We start from the raw sequence: 20858 nt of genomic DNA on the forward strand, positions 1-20858 counted from the left end.
GCAGATGGTTTTGGTCAGCTTTTCCGGGAACGGAATTGGTCTGCTTCGATGTGATCGCCATCGGGCCCGGAGGGAGGCTCCCAGCCGAAAACGCTGCGGCCACCATAGGAAAAGGAGCGGTCGAACTCGCCGGCAACGATCTCCTTGAGATCGGGGCCTGTGACGTAGCGCTCCAGCATCCTCGACTGATCGTCCAGGCGCTTCAAGGCCGACAATTCTTCATCGCGACCAAGGCGACCCTTCCTGACCGCTGATTTCATCACGCTGATCGTCTCGTCATAGACTTTCAGCGGCACCGGAAAAGGATGCCGGTCCTTGCCGCCATGCGCGAGAGAAAAACGCGCCGGATCGGAAAAACGGCATGGCGCGCCATGCACAACTTCGGCGACCATGGCCAAAGCCTTGACCGTTCTGGCGCCGACGCCGGGTGTCAGCAGTAATTCCTGGTAATCGACCGGGCCACGGTCGGCCGCGGCGGCGAGATTTCCATGCAGCCGGCGCATGTTCACATCTTCCTCTCGCACGTCATGATGGGCCGGCATGATGAGATAGGGCAAGGTCGGCTGAAGCTCGACCTTATTATTTACTTCAGCTTGCTTCTCCAGCGCATTGAATTCACGAATGATTCCATCCGGTCCGATCGAGGCGAGCAAATCGAGCTGTTCGCTACGGGAGCGCTCCGCACGCCGATCGGCGAGATTGATGATCTCGCCCTGCTCGCGCCCCTCGATGGCGGCGTGGGGCGAATCCAGAAAGCTCGTAAGACCTTCGGATAACCAGTGATAGCGTCGCGCCTGCCGCCGCTCGCCATTCATGCCCTGCTGGATGACGACCCACTTGCCGTCATCCGCGACGATGAAGCCATGCAGGTAGAGATCGAAACCATCCTGCACGGCCGCGCTATCCACTTTCGCGATCAGCCGGCTCTTGGTGGCGAGCGACGCGCCGTCGATGCCGACGCGATCGCCGATATCAAGCAATTCGCCCGGTGTTTTGCGCGATTGCGCCCCGCGGCCGCCGCAGACATGGATGCCGAGCTCGCCGGAAAGCGGCGTCAGGCCGCGCTTCAGGGCGCCGAGAACGCTTGTCGTGATCCCCGAGGAATGCCAATCCATACCCATGACCGCCCCGAAGGACTGGAACCAGAAAGGATTGGCGAGACGCCGAAAGAGTTCGTCGCGCCCATAATGCTGCACGACCGCCTCGGTGATGACTGCGCCCAGGCGCGTCATCCGATCTCCAAGCCAGCGCGGCACACGGCCGCCATGCAGGGGAAGGTCAGCCTTACCAGCTCTCTGGGCCAAATCCACGACTCTCGTTTTTTACGGAGGCATTGTAGTCCGCGCAGCCGAGATGCGCCATCCGCAAGGCGGAGCGTGCAATATTGAATCGCGATGACGTCACGCAGGTACCGGCGTGGGCGCAAAATCCTGCATCGCCCCCGCAAAAGGCTTGGGCAGCGGCGAAGCATAGGAACTGCGCTTGCTCGTGGACAGGCCCAAAGACACCAGCACCTCGGCCTGCTTGACCGCCGCGGCGACACCATCCACGACCGGGACGCCGTAGATCGATTGCAGTTCCCTTGCGAGATCCGTCATGCCGGCACAGCCGAGCACGATGGCCTCCGCGCCGTCTTCGGCAAGCGCGCGCTCGATTTCCGCCCGCAGCTTTCCGCCCGCGCCGGAGGACGAATTCTCGAGCTCGAGAACGGGGATGTCCGAAGCTCGAACCTTCGCCCGACCGCCCATGCCATAACGCTGGACGAGGTTGTCGATGAGGATGCGGGAGCGCTCAAGCGTCGTCACTACGCTGAAGCGCTGCGCCAGAAAACCGGCCGTCGCGACAGCGGATTCGCAGAGTCCGACGACTGGAACGTCACAGAACGCGCGGGCGGCTTCCAGGCCGGTGTCGTCGAAGCAGCAGATGATCGCCGCATCGTAGCCTGCTGCCTGCCTCTCCTTCAGTTCGCGAAGCATGCCCGGTACGGCTATCGCTCCATCGTAATAGCCCTCGATCGAAGCCGGCCCCATCTGTGAGGTGGCGGCAATGATCTCAGTGCCGGCGCTTGCCACGGCGCGTGCGGCGATCGCCGCCTTCTCCGTCATGGAAGCGGTCGTATTCGGATTGATGAGCAGCAGGCGCATGATTTCAACTTTTCTTGGCTTGGCGGCGGCCGAGCATGGACATGACTGCAAGCGCCAGCAGGATGATGGTGAAGGAAAAGAGCGTCGTCACCGTTCCGAGCGCATAGAGCACGGGCGTCGTGACATTCGTCGTCATCCCGTAGATTTCGAGCGGCAGCGTATTGTAGGTGCCCGATGTCATCAGGGTGCGGGCGAATTCGTCATAGGACAGCGTGAAGCCGAACAGGCCGACGCCAACGAGGCTTGGCGCGATCATCGGCAGCACGACGTGACGAAAGGTCTGCCAGGAGGTGGCACCGAGATCGCGGGCGGCTTCCTCGTAAGCCGGCGAAAACCGGTTGAACACCGCGAACATGATCAGCACGCCGAATGGCAAGGTCCAGGTCAGCTGCGCGCCGAAGGCCGAGGAATACCAGGCGGGTGCGAGACCGCCCTGCTGGAAGACGACACCGATCCCGAGCGAAATGATGATCGATGGTACGACGAGGCTGGCAACCGTCGCATAGAACAGAAATGTCGAGCCGCGAAAGCGGCGGCGAAAGGCAAGACCCGCCAGCAGCGACACGACGACGGTCACGATCATGACCATCACGCCGAGCATCAGCGACCGCTGGAACGAGGCTCCGAAATCGCCGACCGCCTGCTTCTCGAAAAGATTGGCGAACCAATGCAGCGATACGCCGTTCAATGGGAATGTCAGGCCGCCGTCCGGCCCCTGGAAGGACAGGATGACGACCGCCGATAGCGGACCGTAGAGAAACAACACGAAAATGGTGAAGAAGATCGCCAGAACGTAAAATTCCAGGCTGCGCTTTTCGCGGTTCATCTCAAAGCTCCTTGCGGATATCGACGATGCGCAGAATGGCGGCGACCATCAGCAGCACGACGATCAGCAACACGACCGCATTGGCGGCTGCCGCCGGATATTGCAGCAGCGACATCTGGTTCTTCATCATCAAGGCGATGGAGGCGCTCTGGCCGCCGGACATCACCTGGACGGTGGAAAAATCCGCCATGACGAGCGTGACGACGAAGATGCTGCCGATCGCCATGCCGGGCTTGGCAAGCGGGATCACCACATTCCACAGCACCTGCCAGCCGCTGGCGCCAGCGTCACGCGCGGCCTCGACCAGCGAGCGGTCGATGCGCATCAGCGTATTGAAGATCGGCGTCACCATGAACAGCGTGTAGAGGTGCACCATCGCGAGCACGACGGCGAAATCGGAATAGAGCAGCCATTCGATCGGCTTTGGAATGAGGCCCATCTCGACCAATGTCGAATTGACCAGCCCGTTGCGCCCGAGCACCGGGATCCACGAGATCATGCGAATGATGTTGGAGGTCATGAACGGCACGGTGCAGACGAGAAAAAGGATCATCTGCGTCGAGGTGCGGCGGATATGGAAGGCCAGGAAATAGGCGACCCAGAAGCCGATGAACAGGGTCAGCGCCCAGACAATGGCAGTGAATTTCAATGTGTTGAGGTAGGTTTTCCATGTAACCCACGAGCCGAGCGTATCGGTGTAATTCGTGGTCAGGAACGCCGGATAGAGGCCGGCGAAATCATAATCCCAGAAACTGACGACCCCGATCATCGCGATCGGCAACAGGAAGAAGAAGCCGAGGATGAGAAACAGCGGCGTTGCCTGCAGATAGGCGACGGCCCAGGCCGGCACGGCAAATCCGCGTCCGGCTTTCCGAGTTTCCTGCTCCGCATCCGAGGAAGCAATTGTCGCCATGGTTCGGCCTTTCCATTGATAGAATCCTCTCCCCGCTTCGGACGGGGAGAGGCGATGACGGATATGCAGCTTAGGCAGCGATGAACTCGTTCCAGCGGCGAACCATGTAGCGGTCCTCGTCCATGACGGAGTTCCAGCAGGCGACCGCACCCATGCGGGCTTCGAAGGAACCGCCGTCGCGAACGGCGCCGGCCTTCTCCATGACCTTGCCTTCCGGAGAAAGGATATCGCCCTGCGCCGGCTTGCCCTCGATCCAGTAGCCCCATTCGTCGGCCGACATGAAGCCCTTCGCGGTTTCCATGCAGGCGGAATAGTAGCCCTGGCGGTTAAGGTAACCACCGACCCAGCCGGAGGTATACCAGTTGATGTATTCATAGGCAGCGTCGAGCTGGGCACCCTTCAGATGCGAGGCGAGGCCGAGGCCGCCGCCCCAGGCGCGATAACCTTCCTTGAGCGGTTGGAAGGTGCAGGCGATGCCCTTCGAGCGGACGGCGGCAACAGCGGGCGACCACATGGACTGAATGACGACTTCGCCCGATGCCATCAGGTTGACGCTTTCGTCGAAGGACTTCCAGAAGGCGCGGAACTGGCCGTCGCCCTTGGTCTTGATCAGGAACTCGATGGTCTTGTCGATTTCAGCCTTCGTCATGTTGCCCTTGTCGGCATATTTGATCTTGCCGGAGGCTTCCATGATCATCGCGGCGTCCATGATGCCGATCGACGGGATATTGAGGATCGCGGTCTTGCCCTTGAAGGCCGGATCGAGAATATCGGCCCAGCTGGTGATTGCGCGGCCGGTGAGATCGGGACGAATGCCGAGCGTATCGGCGTTGTAAATGGTCGGAACCATCGTCATCCACTGCGTCGGTTCCTTGGCGAACTTCTTGGAACCTTGCGCCTCGACGAAGCCCACCGTGTGCGGTGCCGTGCCCTGGGCAATGACGCTGTCCGGCTTCAGTTTGCCGTTGATGAAGAGCGGCACGATCTTGTCGTAATATTTCAGCTTCTTGACGTCCATCGGCTGCAGCACGCCGGTCGGAAACACCTTCTTGGCGATCCAGTATTCGACGTCGGCGATGTCGTAGCTGTTCGGCTGCGTCACGGCGCGCTGTGCGGCCGCATCGGAATCGGTCGCGGTCATCTCAAGCGTAATGCCGAGATCGGCCTTACACTTCTCCGCAATGGCATTGATGTTCGAAACGCCGGTGCCGAACTGGCGCAGCGTGATATTCGATTGCGCCCAGATGGTCGGAAAGCCGGTGATCGCGCCGGAGCCGGCCATGGCACCGAGAGCGGCAGCGCCGGTCTTCAGCAGCGAGCGGCGGGAAATGCCTTTCGTGGTCTTGGTCGTCTTGGTTTCAGTCGTCATGTCAGTTCCCCTTTTTTGATGCTTCGGATTTTCATGCGGACATACGGCCGAGAAGGATCGCGTCCTCCTCAGCCCAGCTCAATGAGACGGCATCGCCGACCGTCATGGATTTGGTGGCGTCATCGTCGTTGCTTGCGATCACGGTGAAATCGTCGCTTCCCGCGCCGATGACGGTGATCTTCAGCGTCGCACCGCGGTATTCGATATTGGAGACCACACCGTTGAAGCCGAGGCCTTTAGCGTCAGACTGCGAAAGCCTGATACGATCGGTGCGAATGGCGATATCCGCAGCTTCGCCGGTCCGGCGTCCTGTCCCTCTTACGGAAAAGCCCTGCCCTTCGGGCACGGTCATGGTGACGCGGCCGTCTTCGCTCGACGTTACCCGGCCCGACAGGACGTTGTGGTCGCCCATGAAGCGGGCGACGAAGGCAGTTGCAGGATGCTCGAAAATTTCCCGTGGCGAGGCGGCCTGCTCGATCCGTCCGTCATTCATGATGACCATGATATCGGCGAGCGCCATCGCTTCTTCCTGGCTGTGCGTGACATGGACGAAGGTGATGCCCAATGTTTTTTGCAGCTTTTTCAGCTCGGCGCGCATGCGGATCTTCAGGAATGGATCGAGCGCCGACAGCGGCTCGTCGAGCAGCAGCGCTTCCGGATCGGTGATCAGGGCGCGTGCCAGCGCGACGCGCTGCTGCTGACCGCCTGAAAGCTGCGCCGGGCGGCGGGTCGCATAGGCCTCCATCTGCATGAGCTTCAGCATTTCGAGCGCCTTGGCCCGGCGCTCATCCTTTGCGACACCCTTCATCTTCAGGCTGAAGGCGACATTGTCGATGAGGTCGAGATGGGGAAACAGCGCGTAGGACTGGAACATCATCGCCGTGCCGCGCTTGGCCGGCGGGAAGTCCGTCACGACGGTATTTCCAAGGCGAATATCCCCGGAGGAAATGCCTTCGTGGCCCGCGATCATGCGCAGGGTCGAGGTCTTGCCGCAGCCGGACGGACCAAGGAAACAGCAATAGGAGCCGGCCGGTATTTTCAGACTGATGGCATGAACAGCCGTGGTCGCCCCATAGACCTTCGAAACGAACACTATATCGATCTCTGCCGCTTTCGACATCATCTTCCCCTTTGGTTTGAGAAAGACGTTGCATCAATCATGCCAGTTTCGCTGCAGCGCACTAAGCTGCTGGGATGTTTGCATTATTTCAGAGTAGAAGAAACTTTGCCGTTTGGAAGGCAGTCGGATATCTGCCCATCAAATAGGCTATTGTGCTCGATTTGTGCAAATTATTGTATACAATTTAGCGCCGTCTTTGCATAAGATTTCATTTAACTTCCGCGTGAAACCGGGCTATCATTTTCGTCGACCATCCAGGTAAGCGATCATGAATTCTTCAGCAGACGGGCTTCTGATGCCCATCGATTCCACGGATACAGGCGCACAGCAGATCCGTGACGCCATTCGCGACGCGATCGTCGAACGCAGGCTTGCACCCGGTACGAAGCTGTCCGAGAGCGATGTCGGCGGCCTGTTCAATGTCAGTCGGACTCTGGCGCGCGCCGCCTTGCAGGCGCTTTCCTATGAGGGGCTCGTCAGCGTCGAAAAGAACAGAGGCGCTTTCGTCGCCTATCCATCACCCGAGGAAGCCAGGCAGATCTTCGCCGCGCGCCGCCTGGTGGAGCCTGGCATATTGAAATCGGCAGCCGAGCGGATCACCCCGGTTCAGCTCAGGCAGCTGAGACAGCGTCTGTTGGAAGAAGGCCGCCTGATGGGCGAGCGCGGCCAGTCCGCCCGCCGCGCCGAAATCAAGGCTTCGGGCGATTTCCATCTGATGGTGGCGGCCATTTCCGGCAACCTTATCATGCAGCGCTTCATGGAGGAGCTTGTCGCCCGCTCGTCATTGGTGATCGCGCTCTACGGGCAATCGAGCGCCTCCAGCTGCGGCCATTCCGAGCACGGCGACATCATCACTGCTCTGGAGCAGAAGGATGTGGATACGGCCTGCCACCTGATGCTTCATCACATCGCGCATATCGAGGCCGATCTCGATCTGCGCGAGCGCAAGAGCTTTGGTCTGAAGGAAGCGTTCGAGCGGTGAGACGGCCGTCTCACGGACAGTTCCGACCCTATCTTGCGGAATTGATCCGCAAGACCGGACCGCTGACCCACCCTCCAATGAGCGAGGCAGCTTCATGCTCGATCTGGTGATTTCGAATGTCCGCATCGCCAGGCGGGAGGGTTGCTTCGATGTCGGTCTCAAGGATGGCAGGATTGCCGCGATCGAGCATGATTTGACTGCGGATGCGCCGCGTCACGATATGTGCGGTTGCTTTGCCTTCGGCGGCTTTGTCGACAGCCACATCCATCTCGACAAGGCCTGCATTCTCGACCGCTGCTTCATATGCGAAGGCACGCTGGAAGAGGCCGTGCGCGAGACGGCCAAGGCAAAAGCCGCCTTCACGGTCGAGGATGTCTACGCGCGCACCGCCCGCGTGGTCGAGAATGCGATCGTCAACGGCACCACGGCAATGCGGACCTTCGTCGAGATCGATCCACGCGCCGGGTTTCGATCCTTCGAAGCAATCAAGCAGATCAAGCGCAGCTATGCCTGGGCGATCGATATCCAGATCTGCGCCTTCGCCCAGGAAGGGCTGACCAACGAGACCGAGACAGAGGCTATGCTGGATCACGCGCTTCGCGACGGGGCGGATTTGGTCGGCGGCTGCCCCTATACCGATCCCGATCCTCGGCGCCATATCGGCCGGATTTTCGATCTGGCGGAACGCCATGACGTCGATGTCGATTTCCATCTCGATTTCGATCTCAATCCATCCGGCTCCGCAATCCCCGCCGTGCTGGCGGAAACGAAGCGGCGGGGCTATGGCGGCCGTGTCTCGATCGGCCATGCCACCAAGCTTGCGGCCATGCCGGCGTCCGAAGCCGGCGAGATTGCCGCGCGTCTTGCCGATGCTGGGATCGCGGTAACCGTTCTGCCGGCAACCGATCTCTTCCTGCTTGGCCGGGACAGAGATCATCTCATCCCGCGCGGCCTTGCTCCGGCGATGCTGCTAACGGCCAATGGGGTCAACGTGACGGTCGCGACAAACAATGTCCTCAACCCATTCACCCCCTTTGGCGATGCCTCCCTCGCCCGCATGGCGAATTTCTTCGCCAATACAGCCCAGCTGTCGCGGAACGAAGACATCGCTGCGGCATTCGACATGGTCACCGCCAATGCCGCGCGAATGATGCGACGCGACTATGATCTCAAGCCGGGCGCGCAGGCGGATATCGTCGTGGCGGATGCTGCCGATCCGCTGTCTCTGGTTCGCGAGATCCGGCAGCCGATCGCCGGCTGGAAAAACGGCAGGCAGACTTTCATGCGCCCGCGGGCGCGCCTGCTGTCACCCGAAAACTAGCAGATGAAGCCGATCGCGTCGCGATGCGTCTATCGCTTCAGCTCACGCTCGAATTTTTCGATCTGCTGAAGAACCCACGGATCATCGGCGGAATGTTGATTCACGTCCGGTTGCAGCCGCGTTTGGCGGCGGCGCAGGATCCAGTCGAGAAAAACGCGAAGCAGCCGCATGCCTATATCCAAGCTCTTTTCAGTATCTACGAGGCCCGGCGTCCAAGCCCGAAAGCCAATCGGAAGCCGAGCCTCGACAACCGCAAGGCGTTGCGGCGACTGCCTTTTTGCGCGTGCGAAAATGAACGGTAGCTGAACAATGTTGCACGGTAAAATGGTTTTCACCTGTATCTCTCGTTACCGGCAAGTGCCCTCTTCTTAAGATCGGCGGCGTTTCCTTCAAAGCAATTAAAGGGAATGCTTGCCGATATTTTCCGCCATCTCCCGAGTGGGTTTCACGAATGAAGAGCTTTTTTACGCAAGCGTACCGTTATCGGCAAAACTGACCTAGCCGAGAGTGAGGGTGGCTATTAAGAACGCCGCGTCGCTTCCGATTTTCCCCGGAGCGGCACAAGCTTAGCCTCGCTCGTGCGAGGCTTTTTTCTTTTCTGCTCGCATTTTTGTTCAGCGGCGCGGCTCGCCGCCCGGTGCATAGGCCGTGTCCTGCTCGAAAGGAAATACAGAGCCGCAACGGCAGCGCATCATATGCTTGCGCGGGTCGGGCGATGGACGTTCGGTGGAAAAGCCGCGAGGCATGTCATCTACTTTGAAATCCCGGCTGGCAGCTCGGCGGTCATCGGTTTCGGAAACCTCGGCAAACGCGGCATGAGCGCATTTCGCGCATTCCAGCTTCCGTGAATATCGATCTCGCGCGGCCATTTTCTTCCAATCCGGGACTCACATTCGCACCCTTTTAGCAGCGCCGTCGATGCACTTGAAGGCCGTGGACGCTCTGTCTCACAGCTCGATGTCCTTCTCTTCGAAATTGAAGGCGCGGAAAAAAAGCGAGCCGTTTGAAAAAGAGATTGACCTGATGGCAGATGTCAGACCAATTTATCGATCATGACCAAACCCATGCTGACACCTCTTCCCTCCATCGACCGGACGCAGCAAGTGATCGACGCGCTGTCGACCTTCATCGAGTCGTCGAAGCTGCGGGCGGGCGACAGGCTGCCGACCGAGCGCGAACTGATGGCAGCACTTTCCGTGGGGCGTTCGACCATCCGCGAGGTGATCACCTACTTCCAGGCACTCGGCGTCATGGAGACCCGCAAGGGCAGCGGCACGTATCTACTGAAGCCGGTTTCCAAGGCGACCATCCATATGCCGCTTTCCCTCGATCCGCCGCATCTGCGCGATGCGCTGCTGCAGACGCTGGAGGTCCGCCGCGGCATCGAATGCGAGGCCGGCATGGTGGCGGCAAGGAAGCGCACGGACGAGGATATCGTCATCATCGAAGAGAAGCTCAACGAGATGGAGCGCGTCCACATGGCCAAGGGCACGTCCGGGCCTGAGGATCTTGCCTTCCATCTGGCGGTCTACGACGCCACGCACAATCCGCTGTTCCGGCAGCTTCTCGAACAGATGCGCGAAACCTTCGAACGCTTCTGGGATCATCCCTTTGATCGGCAGGATTTTGCCCGCCGGTCCTTCCCTTATCATCGCACGCTGTTCAACGCGATCGTCGACCAGGATCCCGAGGCGGCGCGCGCCGAAACACTGAAGATTCTCGACGTTGTCGAGGAAGACATCAAGGAAATGTCCAAATGACTGACGGGCTAGAGCCGTTCGAACTTGCGTCCCTTATCACAGCCCATGACGACGGCAATTTCGCCGAGGCCGTGGTGCCGCCGATCTTCCAGACGTCGCTGTTCACCTTCTCAAGCTACGACGAGATGATCGCCTCCTATCGCGGCGAAAAGGTGCGGCCGATCTATACGCGCGGCCTCAACCCGACCGTGCGCATGTTCGAGGAGATGCTGGCAAAGCTCGAGGGCGGCGAGGATGCGCTCGGATTTGCGAGCGGCATGGCCGCGATCTCGTCGGCCGTGCTGAGCTTCGTCGAGCCGGGAGACCGGATCGTTGCGGTCAAGCATGTCTATCCCGATGCCTTCCGCCTTTTCGGCACGGTCCTGAAGCGCATGAAGGTCGAGGTGACCTATGTCGACGGCCGCGATGAGGAAGCTGTCGCCAAGGCGCTTCCCGGCGCCAAGGTCTTCTACATGGAAAGCCCGACCAGCTGGGTCATGGAAGCGCATGATGTCGGCGCGCTGGCGGCCCTTGCCAAGCAGCATGGCGTCGTCTCGATGATCGACAACAGCTGGGCCACGCCCTACTTCCAGCAGCCGCTGAAGCTCGGCGTCGATCTCGTCATCCATTCCGCCTCCAAATATCTCGGCGGCCATAGCGACGTCGTCGCCGGCGTCGTTGCCGGTTCGACGGAAATGATCGCGCGGCTGAAGGCCGAAGCCTATCCCTATCTCGGCGGCAAGCTTTCTCCCTTCGACGCATGGCTTTTGATCCGCGGTCTGCGAACACTGCCGATCCGCATGAAGGCGCATGAGGCTGCGGCGATGACGATCGCCAAGCGGCTGCAGGAGCTCGATGTCGTCGAGCAGGTCTGCCATCCGGGCCTCGCGAACCGACTGCCGGCCGGCCTGAACGGCACCTCGGGCCTGTTTTCTTTCATCTTCCGCGAGGGCGTCGATATCCGCGCCTTCGCGGATCACCTCACGCTCTTCAAGCTGGGTGTGAGCTGGGGCGGGCACGAGAGCCTGATCGTGCCGGGCGAAGTCGTGCTGCAGCAGAAGGCCCAGCCGAATTCGGCGCATACCTTCGGCATCAATCCGCGCTCCGTACGTCTCCATATCGGCCTCGAAGGAACCGAGGCTCTATGGAAAGAGCTCGAGGAGGCGATCGCCGCCGCCTCGTAAAGTCGTCAATCTGAGAGGAAAACCTAAAAAGGGGAACCAACATGAAAAGACTGATAACAGCAGCACTCTTCACCGCCATGATGGCGGGCACCGCCTTTGCCGACACGACGCTGAAGCTCGTCGAAGTGATCACCAGCCCCGAACGCACCGAGACGCTCAAATCGATCGTCGCCAAGTTCGAGGCCGCAAATCCCGGCACCAAGGTCGACATCATCTCCCTGCCCTGGAACGAAGCCTTCCAGAAATTCGCCACCATGGTCTCGGCCGGCGACACGCCCGATGTGATGGAAATGCCGGACACCTGGCTGTCGCTCTACGGCAATAACGGCATGCTCGAAAGCCTGGAACCCTATCTGGCCAAGTGGGAGCATACGAGTGAACTGACGCCGCGCGCGCTTCAACTCGGCCGCGATGTGAAGAACACCGCCTATATGCTGCCCTACGGCTTCTATCTGCGCGCCATGTTCTACAACAAGAAGATCCTGAAGGATGCCGGTATCGCCGAGCCGCCGAAGACGATGGACGAGTTCGTCAAGGCATCCGAGGCCGTCTCAAAACTGCCGGGCAAATACGGCTACTGCATGCGCGGCGGTCCGGGTGGCCTCAATGGCTGGATGATCTTCGCCGCCTCCATGGCCGGCGACAACAAATACTTCAAGGATGACGGCACCTCGACGATGAGCAGCCCCGGCTGGGCCAAGGGCATCGAGTGGATGGTCGATCTCTACAAGAAGGGCTATGCGCCGAAGGACAGCGTCAACTGGGGCTTCAACGAAGTCGTCGCCGGCTTCTATTCCGGCACCTGCGCCTTCCTCGACCAGGACCCGGATGCCCTGATCGCTGTCGCCGAGCGCATGAAAAAGGATGATTTCGGCGTGGCGCCGCTGCCGAAGGGTCCCGATGGCAAATCTTTCCCGACCATCGGTTATGCCGGCTGGTCGATGTTTGCCAGCAGCCAGAACAAGGACCTGTCCTGGAAGCTGATCGCGACCCTTGAAGGCAAGGAAGGCAATCTGGAATGGAACAAGAAGATCGGTGCGCTCCCGGCCTACACGGCCGCGGAAAAGGACTCCTTCTATGCCGGCGATCAGTTCAAGGGCTGGTTCCAGGAACTCGCCGACAAGGACACCGTTCCCACAGTGATGCCGACCTATCTTGAAGAATTTGCATTCTTCAAGGATTCGCTCGCCATCAAGACCTCGCAGCAGGCGCTGCTTGGCGATATCTCGGCGAAGGACCTCGCCGCCCAGTGGGCCGACTACCTGACCAAGGCCCAGCAGAAATTCCTTGCCAAGAAATAATCCGCGTACCCGGCGGCGGAGCGATCCGCCGCCTCTCCTGCCCAATTGAAACAGACGGCGTCCGAACGCCGCGAACGGGAACTCTTGCAGATGACTTCGATCACCGACACGCTCGACAGGCGTCACGACCGCAGGTCGTGGCTGAAGCGCCTCGCCGACGCCTCGGAGCCCTATCTCTACAGCGCCCCTGCCCTCATTCTCATCATTGCCGTGATGCTGGTGCCGCTGGCGATCGGCATATCCTACGCCTTTCGCGATATTCAATTGCTCAATCCATTTTCCGGCGGCTTCATCGGCCTGGAACACTTTCGCGATCTCTCCAAGGATACGGCCTTCTACTGGGCGCTGAAGAATACGCTGTGGTGGACAGGCGCTTCCGTGGTGCTGCAGTTCATCTTCGGGCTGATCCTGGCATTGCTCCTGGACAAGCCGTTCGTCGGCAGGTCGATCGTGCAGGCATTGGTGTTCCTGCCCTGGGCCGTTCCCTCCTTCCTCGCCGGCCTCAATTGGTCGTGGCTGTTCAACCCGGTGATTGGCCCGATACCGCATTGGCTTTACGCCATGGGCCTGATGAGCGAGCCGGGCAACATTCTCTCCGATCCGCACAACGCCATGTGGGGACCGATCGTCGCCAATGTCTGGTGGGGCATTCCCTTCTTTGCGATTACCCTTCTGGCAGCCCTTCAGGCCATCCCGCGCGATCTCTATGAAGCGGCATCGATTGATGGCGCCGGCTGGTTCGAGCGCTTCCGCTCGATCACGCTCCCCTTCCTCGCGCCGACCATTGCCATCACGGTGCTGCTGCGCACGGTCTGGGTTTCCAATTTCGCCGACCTGATCGTCGTCATGACGGGTGGCGGCCCGGCGGACCGCACGCAGATCGTCGCCAGCTACATCTTCACGCAGGCCTTCAAGCGCCTCGACTTCGGCTATGCCTCGGCCATCGCGCTGGTGCTGCTGGTCCTTCTTCTTGCCTATTCCATGCTGATCATCCTGCTGCGGCAGACCCTGCTGAACAAGGATTGAGCCATGAGACGAGCCGTCCTCCCCACTATCGCGCATCGCCTGGCGATCCTTTGCTATGTCGTCTTCGCGCTCTTCCCGCTCTTCTGGCTGCTGAAGGTCTCGGTGACGCCGAACGATCTGCTCTATACGGAAGGCGTGCGCATGTGGCCTTCGCGCACGACCTGGGAACACTATGCCTTCGTGCTGCAGCACAGCGACTTCCCGACATTCTTCAAGAATAGCGTGATCGTCGCCGGCTCAACGGCGATCGCGGTCACCATCTGCTCATCGCTCTCCGGTTACGCGCTCTCGCGTTTCAACTTCCGCGCCAAATACTGGATCGTGGCGCTGATGCTGCTGACGCAGATGTTTCCGCTGGTCATGCTCGTCGCGCCGATCTTCAAGATCCTGACACCGCTGCATCTGACCAACAGCCTCACCGGCCTCGTCATCGTCTACACGGCCTTCAACGTGCCTTTCGCCACCTTCCTGATGCAGTCCTTCTTCGACGGCATTCCGAAGGATCTGGAGGAGGCCGCGATGATCGACGGTGCGACGCAGTTCACCGCCTTCAGACAGATCATCCTGCCGCTGACGCTGCCCGGCATTGCTGCGACACTCGGCTTCGTCTTCACGGCGGCATGGAGTGAGTTGCTCTTTGCGCTGATGCTGATCAACGGCAATCAGGCCGCGACCTTTCCGGTCGGCCTTCTCACCTTCGTTTCGAAATTCTCGGTGGATTTCGGGCAGATGATGGCGGCGGGCGTCATGGCGCTCATTCCAGCCGCGCTCTTCTTCCTCCTCATCCAACGCTATCTCGTGCAGGGCCTGACGGCCGGCGCGGTCAAGGGTTAGTCATATGGCATCGATCGATATTCAGAACGTCAAGAAGGCCTATGGCCATGTGCAGGTCCTGCACGACATCGATCTCAGGATCAAGGACGGCGAGTTCGTCGTTCTCGTCGGCCCTTCCGGCTGCGGCAAATCCACCCTGCTTCGGATGATTGCCGGCCTCGAAGACATCAGCGGCGGCGAAATCCGCATCGCGGACAACCGCGTCAACGAGCTGCATCCGAAGGATCGCGATATCGCCATGGTCTTCCAGTCCTATGCGCTTTATCCGCACATGAATGTCGCCGGCAATATGAGCTACAGCCTGCGGCTGCGGAAGATGGCGAAGGATAGCATCGCCAAGGCGGTTGCCGGTGCGGCAACCAAGCTCGGCCTCGATCCGCTGCTCGAACGCCGGCCGAAGGCGCTCTCGGGCGGCCAGCGTCAGCGTGTCGCCATGGGCCGCGCCATCGTGCGGCAGCCGAAAGCCTTCCTCTTTGACGAGCCGCTTTCGAACCTCGACGCTCGTTTGCGCGAGCAGATGCGCGCCGAAATCAAGAGGTTGCACAGCGATCTTAAAGCGACGTCGATCTATGTGACCCACGACCAGATCGAGGCAATGACACTGGCGGACCGCATCGTCGCCATGCATGGCGGGGTGGTGCAGCAGGTCGGCAGCCCGCTTGAACTTTACGATCGGCCCGCCAACCTCTTCGTCGCCGGCTTCATCGGTTCGCCAGGGATGAATTTTCTCGATGCAACTTACGAAGGCAATGGCGTCAAGCTCAAGGACGGCACACTCGTTCCGCTTTCGGAGCCGCTGACATTGTCTGCTGGCACGAAGGTGACGCTCGGCATTCGGCCTGAGCATGTCGTGCTATCGTCGGATCAGTCCGGCATGTCCGCCAATGTCGAACTCGTCGAGCCCACGGGCTTCGGCATCATCCTGCATCTTTCGCTGCACGGGTTGCCTTTCAAGGTATTCACGCTTGATCGCAGCGCGCTGAGCGCCGGTCCGCAGGTGAATGTTGCCTTCCCGCAGCAGTACCTGCACGTCTTCGGCGAGGACGGAACGAGAGCGGCATAAGGACCGTCCTTTCGACCGAGATGATCGCGGCGGCTTCGCAGCCCGTGAAGTCGGAAAAACTTTGACACGCCTACAGACCCTTCGGTGTCGCAGAAGCTTCATTCTGATGCGACACTATGTGCTGCTTATGTGCACTAAGGGAGGATGTCGTGCCGCTTAACAACTATGCCGTGCTCAAGGGCAGACCCATCAACAATCGATTGGCAACCGGTTCAAGCCCGCATTATCAGGTGCTGGTTTCGGAAAACGGGACGCTGTATCGCATCGCCATCAACGTACGTTCGCAGGATGGAAGCGAGGTCGAATTCCTCGTGCGCTCCCGCTTCGAACATCCGATCACCGCGCAATTGGCGGAGTTGCCTGAAGGCTTGCATCCGACACCGAGCCAGCCCGGCGGCGTCGCGCTCGATTTCATCCGCGGCAATCTCATGCAGCCTTGGGAGCTGAAACCGCTTCCGATCTCGGCCGCAGGTCCGGACAATGATCTTAATGAAAAGATCGACGCCTATATCCAGCGCGCCATGTCGGACGAGCAAGCGATGATCTATGCCTTTGGCGAGATCTGGGGACTGGAAAACAACAAGGCCGATCAGTATTTCGGCTTCAAGCCCGGCCGCGGCATTCATGACATTCATTTCAACCAGGGCAATCCACCCGGCAAATATGCTTCTCAGAATGGCCCCTGGCAGGACGGCGGGCTGATACTGGAGTTTCCCCGCGAGCAGCAATGGGTCGCGATCTTCATGAAATTCCAGACGCAGGCATGGCATTCGGACGACAAGGACGGATCGCTCATCGTGCCGCAGGATCAGGATCATCCGAACCTGCCGCACGCGCCGGTCGATCGCGATGCCATACCCACCTTCGATGTTCCGGATGGGCTAGTGCGCATCATTGCGGCCTATGTCAACGACGTGAAGACGCCCGAGCGGGAAACCGTCACCTTGCTGAATACCGCCGACGTGCCGGTCGATCTCAGCGGCTGGCAGATCAAGGACAAGCAGAAGAATGCGATGGCGCTCAGCGGTTCGATCGCCGCCGGCGCGACGCGGGTGGTCGAAATCCAGCCGCCCGTCACCTTATCCAACAAGGGCGGGATCATTACCCTGCTCAACGCGCAGGGTCTCAAGGTCCATGGCGTTTCCTATACCAAGGAGCAGGCAAGGCAGCCTGGGCGAACCATTCCGTTCCAGGGGTGAGAGTTTCGGCGGATGCCGAAAGCTGACATCGAGGCATTGCCCGGCGCCTAAGCGCCGGGTTGCTATGTCAAGCGAAAGGTTCGGTCGGCCCCTTGGATGGCTGGGTAAACCAGCGCGGGCCGTCCGCCGCCATATAGATATGATCCTCCAGCCGGATGCCGAATTTCTGCGGGAAGACGATCATCGGTTCGTTCGAGAAACACATGCCGGGCGCAAGCGCCGTCGCATTGCCGCGCACGATGTAAGGCTCCTCATGGATATCCAGCCCGAGACCATGGCCGGCGCGATGCGGCAGGCCCGGCAGTTTGTAATCGGGGCCGAGTGCATGTTTCGCCAGCACGGCACGCGCCGCATCATCGAGGCTGGAACAGGCAGCACCCAGCTTTGCCGCATCGAAAACTGCTTGCTGCGCCTCGCGCTCGATCGCCCAGGCGTCTTCAAAGGCACTATCGCCGGCCGTCAGCTTGTATGTCCGTGTCAGGTCAGAATGATAGCCGTCGATGCGTGCACCGGTGTCGACGAGGATGACATCATCTTCGCCGAGCGTCTGATCGCCGTCTGCGCCATGCGGAAGCGAGGTCGCCTCGCCGAAGGACACAATGCAGAAGGTCGAACCGCCATGAGCGCCCGCTTCGCGATGCCGCCGGTCGATGAATTCCATCACTTCTGAAGCGCGGATGCCGGGCTTGAGTAAGGCATGAGCCTGCCTGTGCACGTCGAGCGTCAAGTTCATCGCATATTGGATGAGTGCGATTTCCGCGGGAGATTTGATCCGGCGCAGGCCGTTGACAAGCGGTCCGCCATTGGCCAGTCTCTCGGCTCCAAGCTCGATCGCCAATGCGTTGTAGAAATAGAGCGGCATATTGACGTCGAGCGCCAAAACGCCCGAATATCCGAGCGCGCGAGCGATCAATGCCGCACTGCTCTCCTCTTCCTGCCATTCGAGGATTTCGGCCGGCAGATGCGGCAGCGTCTCCACGCGACTGCGCTCGAAGCCTGGGACGATGTAATAGAACGCGGTCGGCGTGACGAGTGCCCCCAGGAATCTCTCGCTCGCATGCCAGACGAGCCCGGTGAAATATCTGAGGCTTTCTGTCGGTCCGAGCAACATGCCGGCCAGCCCGTGCTGGTCGAGCAGTTGGCGAAGTCGCGAAAGGCGTTGCTGCCGTTCCTCTTCGGTGATCCGGGGTACGGGATGTTGCCACGACATTTTCACTCTCCTCAGTAACCTTGGCCTTATGCTAGTTGGCCTCGACCCTATCGTCGCTGTGGGCAATATGTCGACAATAAAAATACTGGTAGTGCTACCGCTATCCACGATTGTTTGTCGTCGCCGCCTATATAGCGTTCCTCTCGCTTGGTCGTCTCGTCGATCGCTAAATTATCTGACAGCGCGGATGTCGCTCCAGTGGTTCACTGTCTCCATCGAAACAAGCGGTGGAGTATCGCCATGCAAGTCACAAGCATCACAATTCCTTCCGGACGGATCCGTATCGTCCGCAAAGCCCAGCGCACGCCTCTGTCGATCTTCATCGATCTGGTACGCGCCCTCGCCCGTAAAATGGCCGAGAGAAGAAACCGCAATGCGCTGCTCGAGCTTTCGGACGATCAGCTGAAGGACATAGGGCTTTCTCGCGGGCAGGCCGGAAGCGATGTCCATGTTTACAGCCGCTACTAATAATATGAAGCGGAACGTGCTAGGTTCACGCTATGCAACCGGCTGAAGCGGTGGGATGAGGATTTCGGCATGCTACAATTTTCGACAACCGTGCTGCTGAAGACGAAAACCGTCCTCATCCGCGATGTCGTCTGCAATGGCGACTGTCGGCACAAGAGCGATGAGGAATGCGCCCACAAGACAAGTCTCGTCTATACCTATCGTGGTGTCTTCAAGCGCCATGTCGGTCAAAGCGAGGCCGTTTCGGAAGCCAATCAGGTTGTCTTCTTCAATCGTGGACAGGACTACAGGATCAGCCACCCCGTCGAGGGTGGCGATTCCTGTCTCGATCTCATGATCGACGATGCCCTGCTTCATGAGCTTTCGCCAAAGGAACAGATACAATCCGGCGAAGGCGTCGTTTTCCGCCGCCAGCGCCGTCGCATCGACCCGCGAGCGCAAGCGCTTGTGGCGATGCTTCGTCACGGGCTCAGCCGCAACATAGCCGAAAGCCTCGAGGGCGAAACGCTGGCGCTGACGCTGGTGCGCCGCTCGCTCGGCGAGCGTACCTCGCATGAGGCAGGCGCAAGCTTCGGCCGGCAGAAGCTTGTCGACCGGGCGAAACTCGTCCTGACCTCCGATCTCGCCCGGCGGTGGACGCTTGCCGAGATTGCCAAGGAGGTCGGCGTCTCGCCGGTATACCTGACGCAGGTCTTCCAGCAGGTCGAAGCCATGCCGCTCTATCGTTATCAGTTGCGACTGCGGCTGGCGCGAGCGCTCGATCTTCTCGGCACTTACGACGACCTGACCATGCTCGGGCTCGATCTCGGCTTTTCCAGCCACAGCCACTTCAGCGCCGCCTTCAAGCAGACCTACGGGCTGACGCCGGCGGAGTTTCAGCGCTCGGCGCAATTGAAGCCGAAGCGCTACGCGGTTCGCTAAAGATTCTGACAGCACCTATCCGGCGATCGATGCTTTCATGATCCTGCCCCGACAAGGGGACCAATCGAGAAAGGATCACGACATGAAGAAAACAACATGCGCTGCCTGTGACTGCGAACTCGGCGCAGACACGATCAAGGTCAACCTCGGCGGCAAATCGGTCGAGGTATGCTGCGAGGAATGTGCGGCTGCCTTGAAGGAAGCCGGGCAATCGACCTCGGTTGCTGCAAGCGGCAAGGAATAGGAAAGCTGCCGGACCGCCTCGGAGCAGCGTATCGACCAAGTCTCGGAAGGAGCCGTACCCAAGGGTGCGGCTCTTTTGATAGGCGGCGGCGCCTCGCTTGTGCTGGAATCGCTGTCTCGTGACCAGCAGCGGAATCGATTCTGGATCCGGTCTTGACGCGGTTGCAATGTTCGCTCTGCGCGTGTTCCGTCAAGAAAAGTTGTAATGAATTGTTGCCGCCAGGCCCCTGGGCAAACTTCGTTCGCAACATTCCCCCGAGGAGAAATATTCAGAAATATCGGGACGTATCGGGTTCATATGGCCCCGCTAGCTTCAACATCAGTCAATCGTAACGAAGGCACTGATCATGAGGCAACGATATCTAGTCGCAACTTTGTTGATGACGGCCATGGGCGGCATCGCCGCTTCGGCGCTCGCCGGCGAGCCGGCGGTTGCGCTCGACACGCAGACCCCACCCGTCGCCGAGATGGCGTCCCCACCCCCGGCTCATATGCCGCCGGAAGGTTGGGGCTTCCCCGGCCCACATCCCCAAGGCCCAATGATGGCCTTTGGCGACGACATGCCCATGCCGCCTCGTGGCTTCCCTCATCCGCCGAACCCGACCCTGGAACTGGCAGGCAGATTGTCGGCGCTGGAAACCTTGATCGGCATTCGCAGCGCTCAGCTTGATGCCTGGCGGGATTATACCAACGCGCTCACGGATTTTCTGGCCTTTCCAAAGCATCGGCCCCCCGGCCCGCCGCCCGCAAATGGTGACACTGCGCAGCAGCCCGATCATGATGCTGGCAAGTCGACGGAGCTCTTTGGCGAGCGTATCGCCGATGGCGCTCTCGATCGTGCCGCCAAGGCGACTATCCTCAAGGACAAGGCTGTGGCCCTTCGCACTATTCTGACCGCAGATCAGCTTGCAAAGCTTGAGGATGCCGAACGGTCCCTCGTTCCCGGCCCTCATGCATTCCGCTGATCGCAATAGAGGTTCGATCAGGGAAAGGCC

At 60.0% G+C, this 20858-nt stretch carries 22 protein-coding genes; 13 read left to right on the top strand and 9 right to left on the bottom strand.

Annotated features, from left to right (window positions below; genetic code table 11):
- Window positions 1-14: 14 nt before the first annotated feature.
- The 6 genes from CCGE531_RS22565 to CCGE531_RS22590 all read right to left on the bottom strand — a co-directional run bounded on the left by CCGE531_RS22565 (window position 15) and on the right by CCGE531_RS22590 (window position 6372).
- Complete coding sequence (locus tag CCGE531_RS22565) at window positions 15-1304, bottom strand: DUF763 domain-containing protein (protein WP_120667956.1); 1290 nt, start codon at window positions 1302-1304, stop codon at window positions 15-17.
- A 96-nt stretch (window positions 1305-1400) separates the two neighbouring features.
- On the bottom strand, window positions 1401-2144 hold the full coding sequence (locus CCGE531_RS22570; protein WP_120667958.1) for an aspartate/glutamate racemase family protein: 744 nt from the start codon (window positions 2142-2144) through the stop codon (window positions 1401-1403).
- Window positions 2145-2148: 4 nt separating this feature from the next.
- On the bottom strand, window positions 2149-2970 hold the full coding sequence (locus CCGE531_RS22575; protein ID WP_120667960.1) for an ABC transporter permease: 822 nt from the start codon (window positions 2968-2970) through the stop codon (window positions 2149-2151).
- A 1-nt stretch (window position 2971) separates the two neighbouring features.
- Window positions 2972-3883, bottom strand: a complete 912-nt coding sequence (locus CCGE531_RS22580) for an ABC transporter permease (RefSeq protein WP_120667962.1) — start codon at window positions 3881-3883, stop codon at window positions 2972-2974.
- A gap of 70 nt (window positions 3884-3953) precedes the next feature.
- A complete protein-coding gene (locus CCGE531_RS22585; protein ID WP_120667964.1) occupies window positions 3954-5252 on the bottom strand; it encodes a PotD/PotF family extracellular solute-binding protein in 1299 nt (432 codons plus the stop codon).
- Between the two features lie 31 nt (window positions 5253-5283).
- The gene (locus CCGE531_RS22590) at window positions 5284-6372 is read right to left on the bottom strand and encodes an ABC transporter ATP-binding protein (RefSeq protein ID WP_120667965.1); all 1089 of its coding nucleotides are present in this window, start codon (window positions 6370-6372) and stop codon (window positions 5284-5286) included.
- 295 nt (window positions 6373-6667) lie between these two features.
- Here CCGE531_RS22590 and CCGE531_RS22595 point away from each other — a divergent pair, with 295 nt between their 5' ends.
- Window positions 6668-7354, top strand: a complete 687-nt coding sequence (locus tag CCGE531_RS22595; RefSeq protein ID WP_120667967.1) for a GntR family transcriptional regulator — start codon at window positions 6668-6670, stop codon at window positions 7352-7354.
- Between the two features lie 94 nt (window positions 7355-7448).
- Window positions 7449-8675, top strand: a complete 1227-nt coding sequence (locus tag CCGE531_RS22600) for an amidohydrolase family protein (protein WP_120667969.1) — start codon at window positions 7449-7451, stop codon at window positions 8673-8675.
- Window positions 8676-8704: 29 nt separating this feature from the next.
- Here CCGE531_RS22600 and CCGE531_RS34365 read toward each other — a convergent pair whose 3' ends face one another.
- A complete protein-coding gene (locus tag CCGE531_RS34365; RefSeq protein WP_162943961.1) occupies window positions 8705-9010 on the bottom strand; it encodes a hypothetical protein in 306 nt (101 codons plus the stop codon).
- A gap of 279 nt (window positions 9011-9289) precedes the next feature.
- Window positions 9290-9544 (bottom strand): hypothetical protein, encoded by a 255-nt coding sequence (locus CCGE531_RS34865; protein ID WP_120667970.1) that lies wholly within the window; start codon window positions 9542-9544, stop codon window positions 9290-9292.
- Window positions 9545-9739: 195 nt separating this feature from the next.
- On the opposite strand from CCGE531_RS34865, the gene CCGE531_RS22610 reads away from it, so the two are divergent.
- The 7 genes from CCGE531_RS22610 (at window position 9740) to CCGE531_RS22640 (ending at window position 17021) form a co-directional block, all read left to right on the top strand.
- Window positions 9740-10435 carry a FadR/GntR family transcriptional regulator gene (locus tag CCGE531_RS22610; RefSeq protein ID WP_120667972.1) on the top strand — a complete coding sequence of 232 codons (696 nt, stop codon included), beginning with the start codon at window positions 9740-9742 and terminating at the stop codon, window positions 10433-10435.
- Window positions 10432-11598: a PLP-dependent transferase gene (locus CCGE531_RS22615; protein WP_120667974.1), complete on the top strand. Its 1167-nt coding sequence runs from the start codon at window positions 10432-10434 to the stop codon at window positions 11596-11598. The genes CCGE531_RS22610 and CCGE531_RS22615 overlap by 4 nt, the downstream gene beginning before the upstream one ends.
- 41 nt (window positions 11599-11639) lie before the next feature.
- The gene (locus CCGE531_RS22620; RefSeq protein ID WP_120667976.1) at window positions 11640-12899 is read left to right on the top strand and encodes a sugar ABC transporter substrate-binding protein; all 1260 of its coding nucleotides are present in this window, start codon (window positions 11640-11642) and stop codon (window positions 12897-12899) included.
- A gap of 90 nt (window positions 12900-12989) precedes the next feature.
- Window positions 12990-13925 carry a sugar ABC transporter permease gene (locus CCGE531_RS22625; RefSeq protein WP_120669329.1) on the top strand — a complete coding sequence of 312 codons (936 nt, stop codon included), beginning with the start codon at window positions 12990-12992 and terminating at the stop codon, window positions 13923-13925.
- Window positions 13926-13928: 3 nt separating this feature from the next.
- A complete protein-coding gene (locus tag CCGE531_RS22630) occupies window positions 13929-14759 on the top strand; it encodes a carbohydrate ABC transporter permease (protein WP_120667978.1) in 831 nt (276 codons plus the stop codon).
- 4 nt (window positions 14760-14763) lie between these two features.
- Window positions 14764-15822 (top strand): sn-glycerol-3-phosphate ABC transporter ATP-binding protein UgpC, encoded by a 1059-nt coding sequence (ugpC, locus tag CCGE531_RS22635; protein WP_120667980.1) that lies wholly within the window; start codon window positions 14764-14766, stop codon window positions 15820-15822.
- A gap of 149 nt (window positions 15823-15971) precedes the next feature.
- Window positions 15972-17021 carry a DUF2278 family protein gene (locus CCGE531_RS22640; protein ID WP_120667982.1) on the top strand — a complete coding sequence of 350 codons (1050 nt, stop codon included), beginning with the start codon at window positions 15972-15974 and terminating at the stop codon, window positions 17019-17021.
- Window positions 17022-17088: 67 nt separating this feature from the next.
- Here the strand turns inward: CCGE531_RS22640 and CCGE531_RS22645 are convergent, their stop codons facing one another.
- Entirely contained in the window at window positions 17089-18231 is a 1143-nt protein-coding gene (locus tag CCGE531_RS22645) for a Xaa-Pro peptidase family protein (RefSeq protein WP_120667984.1), read from the bottom strand.
- 240 nt (window positions 18232-18471) lie between these two features.
- Here CCGE531_RS22645 and CCGE531_RS22650 point away from each other — a divergent pair, with 240 nt between their 5' ends.
- From CCGE531_RS22650 to CCGE531_RS22660, 4 genes are all read left to right on the top strand, one after another.
- A complete protein-coding gene (locus tag CCGE531_RS22650; protein ID WP_120667986.1) occupies window positions 18472-18699 on the top strand; it encodes a DUF1127 domain-containing protein in 228 nt (75 codons plus the stop codon).
- A 69-nt stretch (window positions 18700-18768) separates the two neighbouring features.
- Window positions 18769-19620: an AraC family transcriptional regulator gene (locus tag CCGE531_RS22655; RefSeq protein WP_120667988.1), complete on the top strand. Its 852-nt coding sequence runs from the start codon at window positions 18769-18771 to the stop codon at window positions 19618-19620.
- A gap of 82 nt (window positions 19621-19702) precedes the next feature.
- On the top strand, window positions 19703-19864 hold the full coding sequence (locus tag CCGE531_RS34370) for a hypothetical protein (RefSeq protein WP_162943981.1): 162 nt from the start codon (window positions 19703-19705) through the stop codon (window positions 19862-19864).
- 379 nt (window positions 19865-20243) lie between these two features.
- A complete protein-coding gene (locus tag CCGE531_RS22660) occupies window positions 20244-20828 on the top strand; it encodes a hypothetical protein (RefSeq protein ID WP_245459370.1) in 585 nt (194 codons plus the stop codon).
- Window positions 20829-20858 lie beyond the last annotated feature (30 nt).

This window comes from Rhizobium sp. CCGE531, from assembly GCF_003627795.1.
Classification (GTDB): Bacteria; Pseudomonadota; Alphaproteobacteria; order Rhizobiales; family Rhizobiaceae; genus Rhizobium.

Coding starts and splice junctions, on each gene's coding strand:
- CCGE531_RS22570 (WP_120667958.1), bottom strand. CDS start 2,144: ATGCGCCTGCTGCTCATCAATCCGAATACGACCGCTTCCATGACGGAG.
- CCGE531_RS22575 (WP_120667960.1), bottom strand. CDS start 2,970: ATGAACCGCGAAAAGCGCAGCCTGGAATTTTACGTTCTGGCGATCTTC.
- CCGE531_RS22580 (WP_120667962.1), bottom strand. CDS start 3,883: ATGGCGACAATTGCTTCCTCGGATGCGGAGCAGGAAACTCGGAAAGCC.
- CCGE531_RS22585 (WP_120667964.1), bottom strand. CDS start 5,252: ATGACGACTGAAACCAAGACGACCAAGACCACGAAAGGCATTTCCCGC.
- CCGE531_RS22590 (WP_120667965.1), bottom strand. CDS start 6,372: ATGTCGAAAGCGGCAGAGATCGATATAGTGTTCGTTTCGAAGGTCTAT.
- CCGE531_RS22595 (WP_120667967.1), top strand. CDS start 6,668: ATGCCCATCGATTCCACGGATACAGGCGCACAGCAGATCCGTGACGCC.
- CCGE531_RS22600 (WP_120667969.1), top strand. CDS start 7,449: ATGCTCGATCTGGTGATTTCGAATGTCCGCATCGCCAGGCGGGAGGGT.
- CCGE531_RS34865 (WP_120667970.1), bottom strand. CDS start 9,544: ATGGCCGCGCGAGATCGATATTCACGGAAGCTGGAATGCGCGAAATGC.
- CCGE531_RS22610 (WP_120667972.1), top strand. CDS start 9,740: ATGCTGACACCTCTTCCCTCCATCGACCGGACGCAGCAAGTGATCGAC.
- CCGE531_RS22615 (WP_120667974.1), top strand. CDS start 10,432: ATGACTGACGGGCTAGAGCCGTTCGAACTTGCGTCCCTTATCACAGCC.
- CCGE531_RS22620 (WP_120667976.1), top strand. CDS start 11,640: ATGAAAAGACTGATAACAGCAGCACTCTTCACCGCCATGATGGCGGGC.
- CCGE531_RS22625 (WP_120669329.1), top strand. CDS start 12,990: ATGACTTCGATCACCGACACGCTCGACAGGCGTCACGACCGCAGGTCG.
- CCGE531_RS22630 (WP_120667978.1), top strand. CDS start 13,929: ATGAGACGAGCCGTCCTCCCCACTATCGCGCATCGCCTGGCGATCCTT.
- ugpC (WP_120667980.1), top strand. CDS start 14,764: ATGGCATCGATCGATATTCAGAACGTCAAGAAGGCCTATGGCCATGTG.
- CCGE531_RS22645 (WP_120667984.1), bottom strand. CDS start 18,231: ATGTCGTGGCAACATCCCGTACCCCGGATCACCGAAGAGGAACGGCAG.
- CCGE531_RS22650 (WP_120667986.1), top strand. CDS start 18,472: ATGCAAGTCACAAGCATCACAATTCCTTCCGGACGGATCCGTATCGTC.
- CCGE531_RS22655 (WP_120667988.1), top strand. CDS start 18,769: ATGCTACAATTTTCGACAACCGTGCTGCTGAAGACGAAAACCGTCCTC.
- CCGE531_RS34370 (WP_162943981.1), top strand. CDS start 19,703: ATGAAGAAAACAACATGCGCTGCCTGTGACTGCGAACTCGGCGCAGAC.
- CCGE531_RS22660 (WP_245459370.1), top strand. CDS start 20,244: ATGACGGCCATGGGCGGCATCGCCGCTTCGGCGCTCGCCGGCGAGCCG.